This window comes from Streptomyces sp. NPDC001668 (genome assembly GCF_042893155.1).
Taxonomy (GTDB): Bacteria; Actinomycetota; Actinomycetes; order Streptomycetales; family Streptomycetaceae; genus Streptomyces.
Map to the genome: position 1 here is coordinate 892,098 of NZ_JBIAUQ010000001.1, position 15,650 is coordinate 907,747.

17 protein-coding genes are annotated in these 15,650 nt (G+C 71.4%); 7 read left to right on the forward strand and 10 right to left on the reverse strand.

What is annotated here, in order from left to right; translation table 11 throughout:
* Nucleotides 1-7: 7 nt before the first annotated feature.
* From chvE to ACFYZ8_RS03980, 4 genes are all read right to left on the reverse strand, one after another.
* Nucleotides 8-1,114 (reverse strand): multiple monosaccharide ABC transporter substrate-binding protein, encoded by a 1,107-nt coding sequence (gene chvE / locus ACFYZ8_RS03965; protein WP_359032692.1) that lies wholly within the window; start codon nt 1,112-1,114, stop codon nt 8-10.
* Between the two features lie 144 nt (nt 1,115-1,258).
* On the reverse strand, nt 1,259-2,230 hold the full coding sequence (locus tag ACFYZ8_RS03970) for a hypothetical protein (protein WP_359032690.1): 972 nt from the start codon (nt 2,228-2,230) through the stop codon (nt 1,259-1,261).
* 109 nt (nt 2,231-2,339) lie between these two features.
* The gene (locus ACFYZ8_RS03975; protein ID WP_359032688.1) at nt 2,340-3,344 is read right to left on the reverse strand and encodes an alcohol dehydrogenase catalytic domain-containing protein; all 1,005 of its coding nucleotides are present in this window, start codon (nt 3,342-3,344) and stop codon (nt 2,340-2,342) included.
* Nucleotides 3,341-4,498 (reverse strand): mandelate racemase/muconate lactonizing enzyme family protein, encoded by a 1,158-nt coding sequence (locus tag ACFYZ8_RS03980; RefSeq protein WP_359032686.1) that lies wholly within the window; start codon nt 4,496-4,498, stop codon nt 3,341-3,343. The genes ACFYZ8_RS03975 and ACFYZ8_RS03980 overlap by 4 nt, the downstream gene beginning before the upstream one ends.
* A 371-nt stretch (nt 4,499-4,869) precedes the next feature.
* Between ACFYZ8_RS03980 and ACFYZ8_RS03985 the strand changes: the two genes are divergently transcribed.
* Nucleotides 4,870-6,228 carry a hypothetical protein gene (locus ACFYZ8_RS03985; protein ID WP_388538470.1) on the forward strand — a complete coding sequence of 453 codons (1,359 nt, stop codon included), beginning with the start codon at nt 4,870-4,872 and terminating at the stop codon, nt 6,226-6,228.
* A 37-nt stretch (nt 6,229-6,265) separates the two neighbouring features.
* Here the strand turns inward: ACFYZ8_RS03985 and ACFYZ8_RS03990 are convergent, their stop codons facing one another.
* Nucleotides 6,266-6,760 carry a hypothetical protein gene (locus ACFYZ8_RS03990; RefSeq protein WP_359032682.1) on the reverse strand — a complete coding sequence of 165 codons (495 nt, stop codon included), beginning with the start codon at nt 6,758-6,760 and terminating at the stop codon, nt 6,266-6,268.
* A gap of 42 nt (nt 6,761-6,802) precedes the next feature.
* Nucleotides 6,803-7,237 carry a MarR family winged helix-turn-helix transcriptional regulator gene (locus ACFYZ8_RS03995; RefSeq protein ID WP_388538469.1) on the reverse strand — a complete coding sequence of 145 codons (435 nt, stop codon included), beginning with the start codon at nt 7,235-7,237 and terminating at the stop codon, nt 6,803-6,805.
* Nucleotides 7,238-7,329: 92 nt separating this feature from the next.
* Between ACFYZ8_RS03995 and ACFYZ8_RS04000 the strand changes: the two genes are divergently transcribed.
* Nucleotides 7,330-8,328: an NADP-dependent oxidoreductase gene (locus ACFYZ8_RS04000; RefSeq protein WP_359032678.1), complete on the forward strand. Its 999-nt coding sequence runs from the start codon at nt 7,330-7,332 to the stop codon at nt 8,326-8,328.
* A 63-nt stretch (nt 8,329-8,391) separates the two neighbouring features.
* Here ACFYZ8_RS04000 and ACFYZ8_RS04005 read toward each other — a convergent pair whose 3' ends face one another.
* Nucleotides 8,392-9,543 (reverse strand): serine hydrolase domain-containing protein, encoded by a 1,152-nt coding sequence (locus tag ACFYZ8_RS04005; protein WP_359032676.1) that lies wholly within the window; start codon nt 9,541-9,543, stop codon nt 8,392-8,394.
* Between the two features lie 264 nt (nt 9,544-9,807).
* Between ACFYZ8_RS04005 and ACFYZ8_RS04010 the strand changes: the two genes are divergently transcribed.
* From ACFYZ8_RS04010 to ACFYZ8_RS04020, 3 genes are read left to right on the forward strand one after another with little or no spacing between them, the layout of a single operon-like run.
* Nucleotides 9,808-10,671: a hypothetical protein gene (locus ACFYZ8_RS04010; protein ID WP_388538467.1), complete on the forward strand. Its 864-nt coding sequence runs from the start codon at nt 9,808-9,810 to the stop codon at nt 10,669-10,671.
* A gap of 24 nt (nt 10,672-10,695) precedes the next feature.
* Complete coding sequence (locus tag ACFYZ8_RS04015; protein WP_388538465.1) at nt 10,696-11,505, forward strand: EI24 domain-containing protein; 810 nt, start codon at nt 10,696-10,698, stop codon at nt 11,503-11,505.
* Nucleotides 11,489-11,950 carry a GNAT family N-acetyltransferase gene (locus tag ACFYZ8_RS04020; protein WP_388538463.1) on the forward strand — a complete coding sequence of 154 codons (462 nt, stop codon included), beginning with the start codon at nt 11,489-11,491 and terminating at the stop codon, nt 11,948-11,950. Before ACFYZ8_RS04015 ends, ACFYZ8_RS04020 begins: the two co-directional genes overlap by 17 nt.
* 18 nt (nt 11,951-11,968) lie before the next feature.
* On the opposite strand, the gene ACFYZ8_RS04025 is transcribed toward ACFYZ8_RS04020, so the two are convergent.
* The gene (locus tag ACFYZ8_RS04025; RefSeq protein WP_388538462.1) at nt 11,969-13,198 is read right to left on the reverse strand and encodes a pyroglutamyl peptidase; all 1,230 of its coding nucleotides are present in this window, start codon (nt 13,196-13,198) and stop codon (nt 11,969-11,971) included.
* 75 nt (nt 13,199-13,273) lie between these two features.
* Nucleotides 13,274-14,230: a LysR family transcriptional regulator gene (locus tag ACFYZ8_RS04030; protein ID WP_388538461.1), complete on the reverse strand. Its 957-nt coding sequence runs from the start codon at nt 14,228-14,230 to the stop codon at nt 13,274-13,276.
* Nucleotides 14,231-14,288: 58 nt separating this feature from the next.
* On the opposite strand from ACFYZ8_RS04030, the gene ACFYZ8_RS04035 reads away from it, so the two are divergent.
* Together ACFYZ8_RS04035 and ACFYZ8_RS04040 are read left to right on the forward strand one after the other, a co-directional pair.
* Entirely contained in the window at nt 14,289-14,678 is a 390-nt protein-coding gene (locus ACFYZ8_RS04035; protein WP_388538459.1) for a RidA family protein, read from the forward strand.
* An 11-nt stretch (nt 14,679-14,689) separates the two neighbouring features.
* Nucleotides 14,690-15,013: a YrdB family protein gene (locus ACFYZ8_RS04040; protein WP_388538457.1), complete on the forward strand. Its 324-nt coding sequence runs from the start codon at nt 14,690-14,692 to the stop codon at nt 15,011-15,013.
* Between the two features lie 3 nt (nt 15,014-15,016).
* Here ACFYZ8_RS04040 and ACFYZ8_RS04045 read toward each other — a convergent pair whose 3' ends face one another.
* Nucleotides 15,017-15,598, reverse strand: a complete 582-nt coding sequence (locus ACFYZ8_RS04045; protein ID WP_359032660.1) for a TetR/AcrR family transcriptional regulator — start codon at nt 15,596-15,598, stop codon at nt 15,017-15,019.
* Nucleotides 15,599-15,650 lie beyond the last annotated feature (52 nt).

A 15,650-nucleotide genomic window follows, 5' to 3' on the forward strand; every position in this document is an offset into this window, starting at 1 on the left:
GGGCTGACTAGTTGAGCTCGCTGGCCTTGTAGTAGCCGGTGTCGACCAGTTCCTTGGTGTAGTTGCTCTTGTCGACGCTCACCGGCTGCAGCAGGTAGGCGGGGACGACCTTGGAACCGTTGTCGTACGTCTTGGTGTCGTTGACCTGGGGCTTCTTGCCGTTGAGGACGTCGTCCACCATCGTCGAGGCGACCTCGGCGAGCTTGCGGGTGTCCTTGTAGACGGTCTGCGTCTGCTGGCCCGCGATGATCGACTTCACCGAGGCGAGCTCGGCGTCCTGGCCGGTGATGACCGGCAGCGGCTTGCTGGCGGAGCCGTAGCCGTCCGACTTCAGCGCGGCGATGATGCCGATGGAGATGCCGTCGTACGGCGACAGGACCGCGTCGACCTTTCCGCTGCCGTACGTGGAGGTGAGGATGTCCTCCATGCGCTTCTGCGCGGTGGCACCGTCCCAGCGCAGCGTGGTGACCTGGTTGATCTTGGTCTGGCCGGACTTGACGACGAGCTTCTTGCTGTCGATGTACGGCTGCAGCACGCTCATGGCGCCGCCGAAGAAGTACTTGGTGTTGTTGTCGTCGTTGGAGCCGGCGAAGAGCTCGATGTTGAAGGGGCCCTTGCCGCTCTTCAGACCCAGCTTGTCGACGATGTAGCTGGCCTGGAGCTCACCGACCTTGGTGTTGTCGAACGACGCGTAGTAGTCGACGTTCGGGGTGCCGAGGATCAGGCGGTCGTAGGCGATGACCGGGATCTTGGCGTCCTTGGCCTGCTGGAGCACGTTGTTCAGGGACTTGTTGTCGATGGCCGCGACGATCAGGCCCTTGACGCCCTGCGTGATCAGGTTCTCGATCTGCGAGACCTGCTGGTCGGGGTCGTCCTCGCCGTAGACCAGCTTGGTCTTGTAGCCCTTGGCCTTGAGGTTCTTGACGACGTTGTTGCCGTCGGCGATCCAGCGCTCGGAGGACTTGGTCGGCATCGCGATGCCGATGGTGCCTCCCTTGGCGTCGCCGGCCTCCGCCTTGCTGCCGCCCTCGCTGTCCTGGCCGCAGGCGGTGAGGGTGAGGGCGAGGGAGGCGGCGCCGGCTATGGCGGTGAGTGCGGCTCGACGAGTACGCATGATCATCATCCTTGATGTCGGGACGGGCTCGGTCTGGTGGTGCGAGGACACTCCGGCAATGAGGTGCGGGCTCGGGACCGAGAACAGGTGTGTGGGATTGTGTGTGACTGCGTCTGCTTTTGTGAAGGGAGTCGGTCCGAAACGTTATGAGGGTGTTTCGAAACGCTTCAGCGCACCCGGCAGCCGCGAGCCGAGCGGCGCCATGTCGCCGTCCGCTCCATGCCGTGCCAGCAGGTCCAGGGCGAGCCGTCCCCGGCGCACCCGTTCCCGGGCCGTGTTCAGGGTCAGATCGCGCATGTGGTGCCCGTACGGGTAGATCCCGGGGGCCTTCGACAGGCCGAACTTCAGATAGAGCGGCGCGCCGCGTCTGATCAGTTCGGCGACCTCGTACATGCGCACATAACCGCCGAGATCGTCGGGCGCCTCGATGTACATGTCCATCGGAGCGGCCGACACCCGGCGGATCTCGGTGAGGTGATCGAGCGTCAGATCGCTGGGCACGTTGATGGAGTCGGCGCCCAGGTTCTCGTAGACCGCGTACGCGGCCGGGTTGACCGGACCGACGAGCGCGCTCAGCTTCAGCGTGGTCTCGGCCGGGATGATCCCGGCGGCCCGCGCCCGGTGCAGCGTCCACAGCACGCCCTCGTCGGCGACGAGCAGGCACTGGACACCCAACTCCGTCGCGCGCACCGCGTCTTCGACACAACCGGCCACAGCGTCGTGGCCCCGGGCCCTGAGGCCCGCGCCGCGCGAGTCGGTGCGCGTCGAGCCGCCGATGTCCCAGGTGCCGCGCGGGCCGGTGAACAGGCAGAGCTCGATGTCGCGTTCGCCCGTCGCCTCCACCATCTCGGTGATCTCGGCGTCGGTCAGCATCCACACACCGCTGCCCTGGCTGATCCGGTGGATCGGCACGTCGAGCCGCGAGGCTTCCTTCAGGACGACGGCCAGCGCCTCCGGCCCCTCGCACGAGGGGATCTCGGTGCGCCAGCGGCCGCCGCCGGGGAAGGTGTGCGGCGAGGCGTCGGCGGGGTCGAGGGCGGGCGCGCCGAGGCCGAGCGCGGTGAGCGCCTGCTCACCGGGTCGGCGGGCCGCCGTGGCGGAAGCGTCGGTCGTCACAAGCTGTCCTTCGTGTTCGATATGCCGGACAAGGTTCGCGGCTCAAGTCGTGCGGGTCTTGGGTGTACGCCGGTACGGGGTGGTCAGGTCACCCCGTACCGGCGTACGTCTAGGGGCGGAGCAGCACCTTCCCGACCATCGGATCACCGGAACCGACCAGTTCGATCGCCTCCGGGAACCCGTCGAGCGGCAGCTCGTGCGTGACCAGCGGCAGCGGGTCGAGCAGACCGGCGCCGAAGACCCGCACCGTGTGCGCCCAGGCGTCCGGCGGGGCCCCGAAGACGGTGTGCACCTCCAGCTGCCGTACGACCAGGTCCGTCGGGTCGAGGCCCGCGGCGCCCGGCGCCGGGATGCCCGTCAGGACCAGGCGGCCGCCGCGCCTGAGCAGGGAGGCGGCGGTGGTCGCGGCGGACGCGGACCCGGCGGTCTCGATGACGACGTCGAAGTCGTCGGGGAGCTCCTGGTCCTTGGTGCGGAAGTCGGTGGCACCGAAAGCTTTCGAAAGCTCCGCCCGGTCGGGCCGGGTCCCTACCACCAGCAGCTCGGCGGGCGAGCCCGCCTTCAGGAACTGAACGGCGAACATCCCGAGCGTCCCGGTGCCCACGACGGCCACCCGCTCGCCGGGCAGCGCGTTCGCCTTGATCGCGGCGGCCGCGATGCAGGCGGCCGGCTCCAGCAGGGCGGCGGCCGTCAGATCGGCGTCGTCCGGCAGCACGTGCAGCAGGCGTGCGGGCAGGGTGAGCGTGGTGGCCATCGCACCCGGCTGGGTGAACCCGGTCTCCTCGTACCCGGCCGTGCACAGGGTCGTCTCGCCCGCGTGGCAGCGGTCGCAGACCTGGCAGTTGCGGAAGCCCTCGCCGACGACCTTGCGGCCGACAAGAGTTGAAGGCACACCCGCCCCCACCGCCTCCACCGTCCCGGACCACTCATGGCCCGGAGTGAGGGGATAACGGACGTATCCCTCGGGCCGGTTGCCCTGGTACACCTCGCGGTCGCTGCCACAGATGCCGACGGCGTGGACGCGCACCAGCGCCTCGCCGGCCGCGGGCTCACGAGGGGCGTGCTCGTCGAGCCGGTGCTCGCCGGGCCCCTCGATGACGACCTGCGAACTCACTTGGTGCCCTTGGGCTTGCGCTGCTCCCAGCCCTCGGCCCACAGATCGAAACGGGCCTGCTGCTGCGGGAACTCCGCGGCCGCGTCCACGTCCAGCTCGACACCGAGACCGGGCGCGTCGGACAGGTGGAAGTAGCCGTCCACGACCTGCGGGGCACCCTTGACGACCTTCTTGATGTCCGCGTCGGCGAAGTCGTTGAAGTGCTCGAGGATCTTGAAGTTGGGGGAGGTGAAACCGACCTGGAGGGAGGCGGCGGTCAGCACCGGGCCACCCACGTTGTGCGGGGCGACCAGCATGTAGTGGGTCTCGGCGGTGGCGGCGAGCTTGCGGGTCTCCCAGATGCCGCCGATGTGGCCGACGTCGGGCTGGATGATGTCCACGGCCTGGCTCTCGAAGAGCTCGCGGAACTCGATACGGTCGTGGATCCGCTCACCGGTGGCGACCGGGATGTCGACCTTGGCGGCGACCTTCTCCAGCGCCTTCAGGTTCTCCGGCGGCACCGGCTCCTCCAGCCACGCGGGCTTGAAGGGCGCGAGGTCCTTGGCCAGCCGGACGGCGGTCGACGGCGAGAACCGGCCGTGCATCTCCAGCATCAGCTCGGCGTCCGGGCCGATGGCGTCGCGGACGGCCTCGATGAGCGAGACGGCGTACAGGCTCTGCTCGTGGTCCAGCTCGAAGTGGCCGGTACCGAACGGGTCGATCTTGAGCGCCTTGTACCCGCGCTCCATGACGCCCCGGGCGGCCTTGTGGTACGCCTCGGGCGTCCGCTCCGTGGTGTACCAGCCGTTGGCGTAGGCCTTGACCTTGTCGGTGACCTTGCCGCCCAGGAGCTGCCAGACCGGCACCCCGAGGGCCTTGCCCTTGATGTCCCAGCAGGCCATCTCGATGACGGCGATGCCGGACATCACGATCTCGCCGGCCCGACCGTAGTCGCCGTACTTCATCCTCTTGACGAGGTCCTCGACAGCGAACGGGTCGGAGCCGAGAATGTGATTGGCCTCGGCCTCCCGCAGGTAGCCGATCAGCGCGTCGGTGTGTCCCAGCATCCGGGTCTCGCCGACTCCGGTGATGCCTTCGTCGGTGTGCACCTGGACGTAGGTCAGGTTGCGCCACGGCGTCCCGACCACGTGAGTGCTGATTCCGGTGATGCGCACGGCGGTTGCCCCTCGTTGCTTCGTCGGCTCAGTGACGTTTGTTCGAAATCTCGTCACACGTTCGAAATGCTGACGTGACAGTAAGGAGGGGGTGAGGGGAGTGTCAATGGGTCGAACGCATAACGGTTTCGACACTGCTTTCGACACGGCTTTCGAAGCCGGTTTCGGTGAGATCGGGAAGGATGCCTGATCGGTCCCTGACCGGTCTCTCAACTCGCCGCGGCGAAACGGGTAGTTCGACACACAACCTTCACAGGCGTGACTATGAAAGCCACGTGAGCGGAACTTAGTCTTCCCGCGTCATGGACTACTGCGACCCGTGCCGAAGGCACCTCAACGGCGCCCTCGCCTGCCCGGGGTGCGGCACCCCGATGGAAGAGCTGCGCGCGCACCCGCCCCGCGTACCGGCCCAGGCGGGGCCGCAGGACCCGTCGGTGACGCCGGCGTACGCGACGTACAGGGTCGGGGCGGAGGGTTTCGCCACGAGGGACGCGTACGCGGGGCATGAGATGGCTGCGGGTGCATACGGCGGCCAGGCGGCGTACGGCGCGGGCGCCGACGCCTACGCGCCGGACGGGGCCACTGCTTCGCACGCCGGCGGCGGCGGCCAGGAGCCCGGGCTGTACGGCGGGGTTCATGGCGGCGGCGGTCAGGGTGCCGGTGTGTACGACGTGGGCGGTCAGGGTGGCGTGGCCTATGGCGACGGTGGCCGAGACGGCGTGGGGTACGGCGGAGGCGGCCACGGGGTCGCCCCGGGTGCGGGTGATGCCGTGGGCGGGGGGTCGGTGGAGGACGGGGCGGGTCACGGGTCGACGGGGGCCGGTGCCGGGCCGGGCCCCGGTGTCGACGTGTATCGCGTGGGCGGTCAGGGTGGCGTGGCCTATGGCGACGGTGGCCGGGACGGCGTGGGGTACGGCGGAGGCGGCCACGGGGTCGCCCCGGGTGCGGGTGATGCCGTGGGCGGGGGGTCGGTGGAGGACGGGGCGGGGCACGGGCCGACCGGGGCCGGTGCGGGGCCCGGGCCCGGTGCCGACGGAGACCAGGGCTTGGATGCGGCGGACGCGGACGCGGGCGTTGATACCGATGCCGCGAGCGGCAGCGCGGCTGTCGAGCCGGCCGGTGGCCGCGCCTCACGGCGGCGCGCACGCGGCCGTACGGACAGTCCCGAGGAGCGCGATGCGGCCCCCGCGCGCCCCGGCGACGAGGAGTTCGGCGAGGAGGACCCCGACGACCCCACAGGTGGAGCCAGTCGTCGCGATCGCAAAGCGGCTGCTCACCGTCGACGTCGGCGGCGGACCCTGCTGGTCGCCGCCGGCTTCGTGCTCGCGGCCGGTGGTCTGAGCCTCGCGGAACTGGGGATGGACGCCCCGGGATCCTCCCCCAAGCCGGCTGCGGCGGGCGGGGAGTCGGCGGACGGCGGCGGCTCCCCGGAGGCGAGCGAATCGGCGTCGAGGACCGCTGACACCAGAGGAACCGTTCCCTCGGGCTCGCCCACGGCAGGCCCCTCCGAGTCCCCGTCGGCCTCCGCGTCCAAGAGCGAGGACGCCGACGCGAGCAAGAGCCCCGCCGCGCATTCCGCGCCCCCGAAGTCCCCCGGCGCGTCGACCCCGACCGCGACCCCCACCTCCACGGGCGGCGGCTCGGCCCCCACCGCCGCCCCCACCACCTCGGCCCCGAGTCCCGACCCGTCGCCGTCGGAGTGCCAACGCTTCCTGTGGTGGTGCACCTAAGGGCTTCGCTCGTGCGAAGCGCCGCCCGAAGCGCGGGTCACAGGTAGTGGAAGAAGCGGGTCCACCATGTCGGGGGATACTCGGGCGGGTAGTAGGAGGCGAGCTCGCTGACGCCGTCGTATCCCGTCCACAGCAAGGGCCCTGAGACGGCGACATGGCCGAGCGCTTCGAGTGCCTCGTGGACCCGTTCGCGGTCCGTGACCCGGAAGAGCTCGCGCTCCTCCTCGGCGTCGTGGCTTCCGGGGGTGCCGAGCGAGACGGCGGCCAGGTTCCCGAAGTTGCTGACGGTCACGGTGATGTGCTCCGCGCTGTCGGTCGCGCTCCGCGGGACGCCGATCGTGCCGTGGTGGCTGGCGTCCTGGACGTGCCGATCGACGTCGCACGCGCAGCCGAACCGCTCGTCCAGACGGGACACGAGCCGCTCGAACCGCGCCCGGGTGGCAGCGTGGTCGTAGCCGCGCGGAAACTCCATGTGCTCCGGATCGTCGAGCTGCCTGAGCAGCGCCCAGACGCGCCGGTCGTCAGAGTTCACGTACGTCTCTTCCACGGACACCCCTCCGCTCGCGGCCCCGCGTCACGCGTCCCGCATCCGCCGCAGCAGATCCCGCAGCGCCTCCCGCTCCGTCTGGGACAACCCCGCCAGCGGCGCCCGGGCGAACCGCAGTCCCTCCCGCAGGTCCCGGGCCACCTCGAGGCCCGGCTCCGTCGCCACCGCGACCTTGACCCGCCGGTCCGCCGGGTCGGGCCGGCGCTCCACCAGGCCGCGTGCCTCCAGACGGTCCACTATCCCGGTGACGTTCGACGGCTCGCACTTCAGTTTCTGGGCCAGTTTGCGCATGGGCAGCGGCTCCAGGGACAGCAGACTCAGCAGCCGCGCCTGCGCCCCGGTGAGGGCGTGCTCCGCGGCCGCGTCCTCGTAGTCCGAGTGGAAGCGGGCCACCACGTCCCCGATGAGCTCCACGACTTCCATGGTCAGCGCGTCGGGCCGGGGCTTGTGAGGAGTGGGCATGGAGTCCAGGGTACCCCTTTACTTGACAACCTGAAATATTCAAGAGCATGGTTGTTTAAGGCACTGAAGTAAATGGAAAGGTCGCAGGCATCATGATCAACCGCGAATGGCACCTCGTCTCCCGCCCCGTCGGCTGGCCCAAGCCCGAGGACTTCGCCCTGGTCGAAGCCGAGGTCCCGACCCCCGGTGCGGGCCAGGTACTGGTCCGCAACAAGTACCTCTCCGTCGACCCGTACATGCGCGGCCGCATGAGCGCCGCGAAGTCGTACGCCGCGCCCTTCGAGCTCGGCAAGGTCATGCAGGGCGGCGCGGTCGGCGAGGTCGTGGAGTCCAACGCCGAGGGGATCGCCGTCGGCGACCACGTCCTGCACTTCTTCGGCTGGCGCGAGCACGCGGTCATGGACGCGAAGCACGCCGTCAAGGTCGACGCGGACGCCGCGCCCCTGTCGACGTACCTCGGCGTCCTCGGCATGACCGGCCTCACCGCCTACGCCGGCCTCCTGCGCACCGCCTCCTTCAAGGAGGGCGACTCGGTCTTCGTCTCCGGCGCCGCGGGTGCCGTCGGCAGCCAGGTCGGCCAGATCGCCAAGCTCAAGGGCGCCTCCCGGGTCATCGGCTCGGCCGGCTCGGACGACAAGGTGAAGCTGCTCGTCGAGGAGTACGGCTTCGACGCGGCCTTCAACTACAAGAACGGCAAGGTCAGCGACCAGCTGCGCGAGGCCGCCCCGGACGGCGTCGACATCTACTTCGACAACGTCGGCGGCGACCACCTCGAAGCAGCCATCGGCTCCCTCAACCAGGGCGGCCGGATCGCGGTGTGCGGCATGATCTCCGTCTACAACAACACCGAGGCCGCCCCCGGCCCGCGCAACCTCGCCCGTCTGATCCAGACCCGCGGCCGTATCGAGGGCTTCCTCGTCGGCGACCACTACGACCTCCAGCCGCAGTTCGTCTCCGAGGTCGGTCCCTGGGTCGCGTCCGGGCAGCTCAAGTACCGCGAGACGGTCGTCGAGGGCATCGAGAACAACCTGGAGGCCTTCCTCGGCGTCCTGCGCGGCGACAACACCGGAAAGATGATCGTCAAGCTCTAGGGTTCCGCCGGCCGTACCGCGCCGAGCCCGCACTCCCGGACGTGGGGTGCGGGCTCCGCTCTCTCACGCGGCCAGGGCCGCCCGGTGCACGGCCCGCACGAACCGCTCGTTCTCCGGCGCCGCCCCTCCCGGGTACGCCATCCGGCGGCGGGTGTAGCCGTAGGCCAGGCCGCCGCGGGGGTCGGCGAAGGCCTGGGAGCCGCCCGCGCCGCTGTGGCCGAAGGAGCCCGCCCCGAGGAAGGGGTGCCACACGTCGGCCGTGGCCTGGAAGCCCAGGCCGTAGGACCTGTGGGCACGCGCCACCAGGTCGTAGCCACAGGAGTGGATCTGGCCCACCTCCGCGATCGTGTCCGGCTTCAACAGGGGCGGCCGGTCGCCCACTTCGCTGATCGCCGCCGCGTACATCCCGGCCAGCCCCCGCGCGGCCGCCACGCCGCCCGCCGACGCCGGCCCTTTCGCGCGTACGGCACGGGAGTTGGCGTAGCCCGCCAGGTCACCCGGGTCCGGCACGTGCTCGTTGAACGCGATCGCGGTCAGGGTGTGCGGACCCGTCGGCGCCGCGTCCAGCACAGCCTGCTGGACGGCGGTCGGGACCATCGGCTGCACGGAGCGGTAACGGGGCTCCAGGGCCGCGGGCAGCCCCAGGTGGAAGTCCAGTCCGTACGGCGCCCGGATCCGCTCCTCGTACACCTCCTGGAGCGTACGGCCCGTCGCCCGCCGTACGATCTCCCCGCTGAGCGCGCCGATCACGAGCGCGTGATAGCCGAAGGCGGTGCCGGGGCGCCAGAACGGCTTCTGGTCCGCGAGCCGTTCCGCCACCACCCGGTCGTCCGCCAGCTCCTGCGCGGTGAAACCGGAGTCGAGGCCGACCACCCCGGCGCGGTGCGCCAGCAGATCCCGCAGGGTCAGCTGGCCCTTGCCCTCGGCGCCGAACTCCGGCCAGTAGTAGGTCACCTTGCGGTCCAGCTCCAGCGTGCCCTCCTGGACGAGGAGCGCCACCACCAGATGGGCGGCACCCTTGGTCGACGAGAACACGCCGTAGAGGGAGTCCGGTCCGACGCCCTCACCGGCCCACAGGTCGACGACCCGCCGGCCGTGCACAAACGCGCTCAACTGCCCCTCGTAGTCGGGCCGCTCGCCGGCCACGAAAGAAGCGAACTCCTCGCGCACCGCCTCGAAGCCGTCCGCGACGGTGCCGTGGATCTCCTGCGTCATCCGCTCTCCTCAACCTCAGCCGCTGCTCGACGACCGCTCGACCCGCACCCCGGCCCGGGGTCCGTGCACCACAGCTCCGCGCAGCCGAACCCGACCTCCTCCGAAGCTTCCTGAGATCGGTACGGCGCGATGTGCCCGTTCGACTCAACCGCAACAAGAGGGACTTCGTGACGCGGATGCCCGGGACGGCGGGACTCGGGCGCCCGGACGGGGCATGCTGAGGGCGGCGGAAGCGGGCGGCGAGCGAGTCCACAGGAGAGGCCCATGGCAACGATCCCTTCGCTCCCCAGCAGGGACGACCTGCTGCGCATGGCACGCAGCACCACCGACATCACCGGCCAGCTCCTGGACACGGCCCAGAACGTCACCAGGATCGCGCTCAACACCTTCGACCCGAGGGACGGTTCCGGCCCCGAGGTGCTGCGGGTGCTGCGCGAGACGACGGCGGAACTGGCCGAGGCGAGCGCGTCCCCGCAGGCCCAGGAGGCGTTCTACCGGATCGTCGACACCCTCACCCGGCTCGGCACGACGGGCGCCCCGCTGGCGGTCCACCCGGTCAGCGCACCGGCCCAGGCGCTCCTCGCGGCCCTGGGCGACAGCCTCCTGCCCGTCCTGGACGCGGTCGAGCCGGCCGTCGAGGAGTTCGCGACCGCGCTGGGCGAACTGGTGGAGGCGGCCTCACCGTTGCTCCCCGCCGCGGCGGGTGTGGCCGCGGGGACGCTCCTGGCGCTGACTCCGCTGATCCGCGCGGCGACCGGGGTCCTGCACGAGTCGACCCCCGAACTGCGGCGGATCGCGGACGCGTTGACGGCGGCGCTGGCCCCGCTGATGCCCTTGCAGGTGGCCCTGGCCGAACGCGCGGCCACCGCCGGAGCCGACGCCGTCCGGGCCACGCTCCCGCCCCTCGCCGACCTCACGGACGCGGCGGCGGCCACGGCGAAGGCGGCCCGGCCGGTGCTGGTCGCCGGTGAGGAACTGTGCGTGTCGGGCCTGGAGCGGCTCCAGCCCGCGCTGATGGCCGCGGCCTCCCAGGCGGGCCGGGTGGCCCGTGCGGTGGCGGTGAGGGTGTCGGCGGCGGTGTCCCCGGCGGCGGAACAGGGCGTGGTGGTGGCCGTATCCCCGGCCTGAACAGCACCCGATAGGGTTCTGGCCATGCGTGATCTCGGGGCGGGCTTCCACTATCTCCTGAAGGGCCAGCGGTGGGTGGCCCGGCACGGCAAGCAGTACGGCTTCGGGCTGATCCCGGGTCTGATCACCCTGGTGCTGTACGTGGCGGCACTGGTGGCCCTGGCGACCTGGGGCGAGGACGCGGTGTCCTGGTCGACGCCCTTCGCCGACGACTGGTCGAGCCCGTGGCAGGGCCTGTTCCGGGGCTTCCTCGCGGTGGTCCTGTTCGCGCTGGCCCTGCTCCTGGCGGTCCTGACCTTCACGGCGGTCACCCTTCTCATCGGCCAGCCGTTCTACGAGAACCTCTCCGAGAAGGTCGACCAGGACGTCTCCCCGGACGGCACGGCCCCCGAGTCCGGCCTGCCCCTCTGGCGCGAGCTGTGGATCTCGGCGAGGGACAGCCTGCGGATCGTGGTCCGGGCCGCGCTGTGGGCGGTCCTGCTCTTCGCCCTGGGGTTCATCCCCGTCGTCGGCCAGACCGTGGTCCCGGTGCTCGGCTTCTTCGTGACGGGCTTCTTCCTCACCGAGGAACTCACCGCGGTCGCCCTCCAGCGCCGGGGCATCGACCTCCGGGCCCGCCTGACCCTCCTGCGCTCCCGCAAGACCCTCGTCTGGGGCTTCGGCACCCCCCTCGGCCTGTCCTTCCTGGTCCCCTTCGTCGCGGTGTTCCTGATGCCGGGCGCGGTGGCGGGGGCGACGCTGATGGCCCGGGAACTGCTGGGGGAGGAGACCCGGGACGGGGACAGGGACGAGGAGCCCGAGGAGGAGACGGTGCCCGGTGAACTCGGCACCTGAACCGGCGGTGCGACCGGCGACCGCCTCGGACGCGGACGCCGTCTTCCGCCTCCTCGGCGACTTCGCGACCACCTACCGCCCCGACCACGACCGCTTCACGACCGTCACCTTTCCCGGCGCGCTCCACGCCGCCGCCGAGGGCCGCGCCGAGTTCCTGGTGGCGGTCCGCGACTCCCAGGTGATCGGCTACGCCTACGCGGCCCGGACGATGACCCTGTTCGCGGGCGGCACCGTCCTCGAACTCCTCGAACTCGCCGTGGACACGCCCCTGCGGGGCCACGGCACGGGCTCCCGCCTCGTCCAGGCGATGCAGACCCGCGCCCGCGAGGCAGCCGACGTGGAACTCACCGTCCCGACCCGCAGAGCCGTGGACTTCTACCGCCGCCTGGACTTCACCGGGACGGCGGCCTTCCTGAAGTGGCCTGTCCCGGCCGCCGGCGTGTAGCTGCTCCCCGGAAACCCCCTACGCCCCCACCGCCACCGAGACGATCGCCCGCACCTGAGCGATGATGTCCAGCCGGTTGCGCACGAACGCCGGATCCGTCACCTCTGTGCTGTTTCCGGCCCCGAACTCCAGCACAGGCGTGTGCACATGCCCGCCCGGCAGCACGTCGTGCAGACCGAGCCGGTCCCGCAGCAGCGTGACCCGGTAGGCGATCTCGTTGGAGAGATAGTTCCCGCCGCCCCCGGCCCGCGCCGTGGACCCCGGGCTCGGCCCGTCCGGACGGACGACGGGCTCGCCCCCGCCCGCGGGGATCTCGGTCACGCTCGTGTTGTCGTAGACGGGAAAACGCCCGGTGTCCGCGTCCACGATCGCCTTGTACGGCAGTGTCGTCGTCGTCCACTGCGGCTGCGAGGCCGGATCGGAAACCGGCACCGCCCCCGTCACTCCGACGTTGTCGTTGTCCGGGAACCCGCCCCGCCAGGCCCCGTTGGTCCGCTCGACGTCGAACCGCCCCACCCGCCCCTGACTCACGGTCGTGAAGAGGTCCACCTTCTTCAGATACGGCCGCAGCGCCCGCTCCACGGTCTGGTCCGTGAAGTCCTGCCACCGCACGGGGAACACGACGGTCTCCACGCGCGCCGGCCCCTTCGCCGTCTCGATCACCGTCCCGTCGAGCGCGAGCGCGCTCGCCCCGGACGGGTTCGAGATCCGTATGTCCCGGTCCAGCGTGAACGGATCGAACCCGGTCACCAGCACCCGCTTCACCCGGTCACCGGCCGGATACCGCACGGCCGTCCGCCCCCGCGAGGTCCGCTCCAACTCACGCAACAGGGCGGCACGTTGCGTCTCGGTCAGCCCGAACGACGGCTCCCAGGTCCGCACTTCGCGCGTCATCGCCAACCGCGCCCAGTACAGCGGCCGGTCGTCGTCCCGGCTCAGATCCCCGCCGGCCGGCCCCCGCCCCTGCGCCCGGTCGACGGCCCGCTGCCACAGTGCGGCCCCCTGCCGTACGACGACCTTCCGCGCCTGTGCGTAGGAACGCGCCGAACCGAGCGCCCGACCGAAACGCGGCGGCACGACGTCGAACCCGGACCGTTCGAGGATCTCCCGCGGCACGGCCTGGTCGAGCCGCAGCTCCTCCACCGTGGGCGAGGGCGTGGCCGCGGCCGCCGCCGGACTCACCGGGGCCGCCGACCCCGCCAGCAGGGCGAGTCCGAGGATGCCGATCCGAACACGTAGGGATGTCAAGGGAGTTCAGGTCCTTCCGTCGCTGTGGGGCGCGAGTGGTGCCGGACGACGGCAGTATCGCGTGACGGAAGTGGTCTACGCCATGGGGTGCGGCGTACGGGGAATCCGCGCCCCCGCCTCCCTCAGCGTCCTCAGGAACGCCTCCACCGCCGGCGAGGGCGACCGTCCCCGCAGGGTCGCCGCGTACACCGCCCGCGCCGGAGCCCCCTCGTCGAGCACCGGCAGCAGCACGACGTCCGGCCGTACGGACGCCGCGGCGAGCGCCGGGACCAGCGCCACGCCGAGCCCGGCGGCGACGTAGCCCTGCTTGGCGGTCCACTCGCCGACGACGTGCGCGATCCGCGGCCGGAAGCCCTGCCGCAGGGCCGCGTCGAGAAGAGTGCCCTCGGGGCGCGGGCTGCCGGAGATCCAGTCCGCGTCCGCCAGCCTCCCGAGCCGCACCGGGCCGCCACCCTCACCCACCAGCGGATGCCCGGCCGGGACGGCGACGTACAGCGACTCGTCGAGGAGATGGTGGAGTGCGTACGCCGACAGCGGGGCACCCCCGGTCGTGGAGACGACCGCGAGATCCAGCCGCCCCTCGGTGAGCCGGTCCAGCAGCGACGGGGTGAGGCCCTCCTCGCGGGAGACCCGCACGCCCGGATGGCGGGTGCGGAAGACGCCGAGGGCGTGCGGCACCAGCGCCGCGTCCGCCGTCGGGAAGGCCCCGAACCGCAGCCGCCCGCCCGCCACTTCACGCAGCGCCGCCAGCTCGCGCACGGCGCCCCGCAGCGCCCCGGCGACCGTCTCCGCGTACGGCACGAGCACCCGCCCGGCCTCCGTCAGCCGGACGCCCCGCGGCAGCCGGTCGAACAGCGGCGCCCCGCCCAGCGCCCCCTCCAGCGACGAGATCTGCCGGGACACCGCCGACTGCGTCCAGCCCAGAGTCCGCGCGGCCCCGGTGAACGACTCGTGCCGGGCGACCTCCAGGAAGACCCGCAGCCAGACGGTGGCGAGGTCGGGCGGCGGATCAGGGTGATGCGGGTTCGGCATGGCAGCCATGCTGGACATTCGCTTGTCGCATCGCAAGGGCGGACCTAGCGTCGACGGCATGCGGATCACCCTCGACAACCCCGCCGGCGCACCCCGGCCGCTCAGCCCCTACTACTCCCAGGTCGCCCGCGTCGAACAGGCCGACGGCAGCGCCCTGTTGTTCGTCTCCGGCCAGATCGCCGAGGGTGCCACGCTCGCCGAACAGTCCCGGGGCGTCTTCGAGACCCTCGCCGCGCTCCTGGAGCCGCACGGGGCGAGCCTGGCCGACGTGATCAACATCCGCACCTACCTCACGGACATCTCGCAACTGGAGCAGTACGGCGCCGTACGACGGGAGTTCCTCACCGGCACCCCGCCCACCAGCATGACCTTCGAGGTGTCGCGGCTGTTCCGGCCCGAGGCGCTGATCGAGATCGAAATCGTGGCGGCGGTACCGGCCGCCGGGTGATACTGCGGCCCATGAAGGCAGCCAACCTGGGCGTTCTCTTCCTCATCGAGCTCGGCGCCCTGACGGCCGTCGCGTACTGGGGCTTCACCCGGGACTTCGGCGCGTCCTGGCTGCTCGGCCTCGCCGCGCCCGCCGTACTCGTCGCCCTGTGGGCGCTGTTCGGCTCGCAGCGCGCGAAGTACAAGGTGCGCGGGGCGGGTCGCGTCGGTTTCGAGCTGCTCTGGTTCGGGGCGGGCGTCCTCGCCCTGTTCGCCGCCGGGGCCCCGGTCTGGGCGTTCGCCTTCGCCCTCGTCTGCGTGGTGAGCAAGGCGCTGGCCGTGGCCTGGGGCCAGTGACCCTCACTCCACCGGCTCGCCCAGCAGCCGCATGAAGTCCCGGAACGCCTCCGGCATGTCCACCGACGCGGGGTCCAGCAGCCACTGGTACTGCAGACCGTCCATGACCGCGACCAGCAGCGGCGCGGTGCGCTCCGGGCTCAGCCCGTTCGGGAGGCGGTCGCCGTACTCCGCGCGCAGGGCCACCGCCATCGACGCGCGCACCCGGGCGTAGCGGTCGGTGAAGTACTCCCGTGCGGGATGCCCCTCCGTCACGCTCTCGCCGAGCAGGGCCGAGAAGGTCTGGATGATGCCGGGCCGCATGGCGTTGTACTCGACCAGCGAGGTGAGCAGGTCGACCCGCCAGCTGCCGTTCGGCACGGCGTCCCACTTGTCCCGCTCCTCCAGCACCGCGACCAGCAGCGCTTCCTTGGTCGGGAAGTGGTGCAGCAGCCCCTGCTGGGTCAGCCCGACCCGCTCGGCCACCGCGGCCAGGCTCGCGGCCCGGTAGCCCCGCTCGGCGATGACCTCCAGGGCCGCCCGGACGATCTCGGCCCGGCGCTCCTCGCTTCTGGTCCTGGCGCTCATGGCGTCACCGTACGGCATACCGACCCCCCATTTATAACGGCAGAATAACGAAACCTACCGCACACCAGGT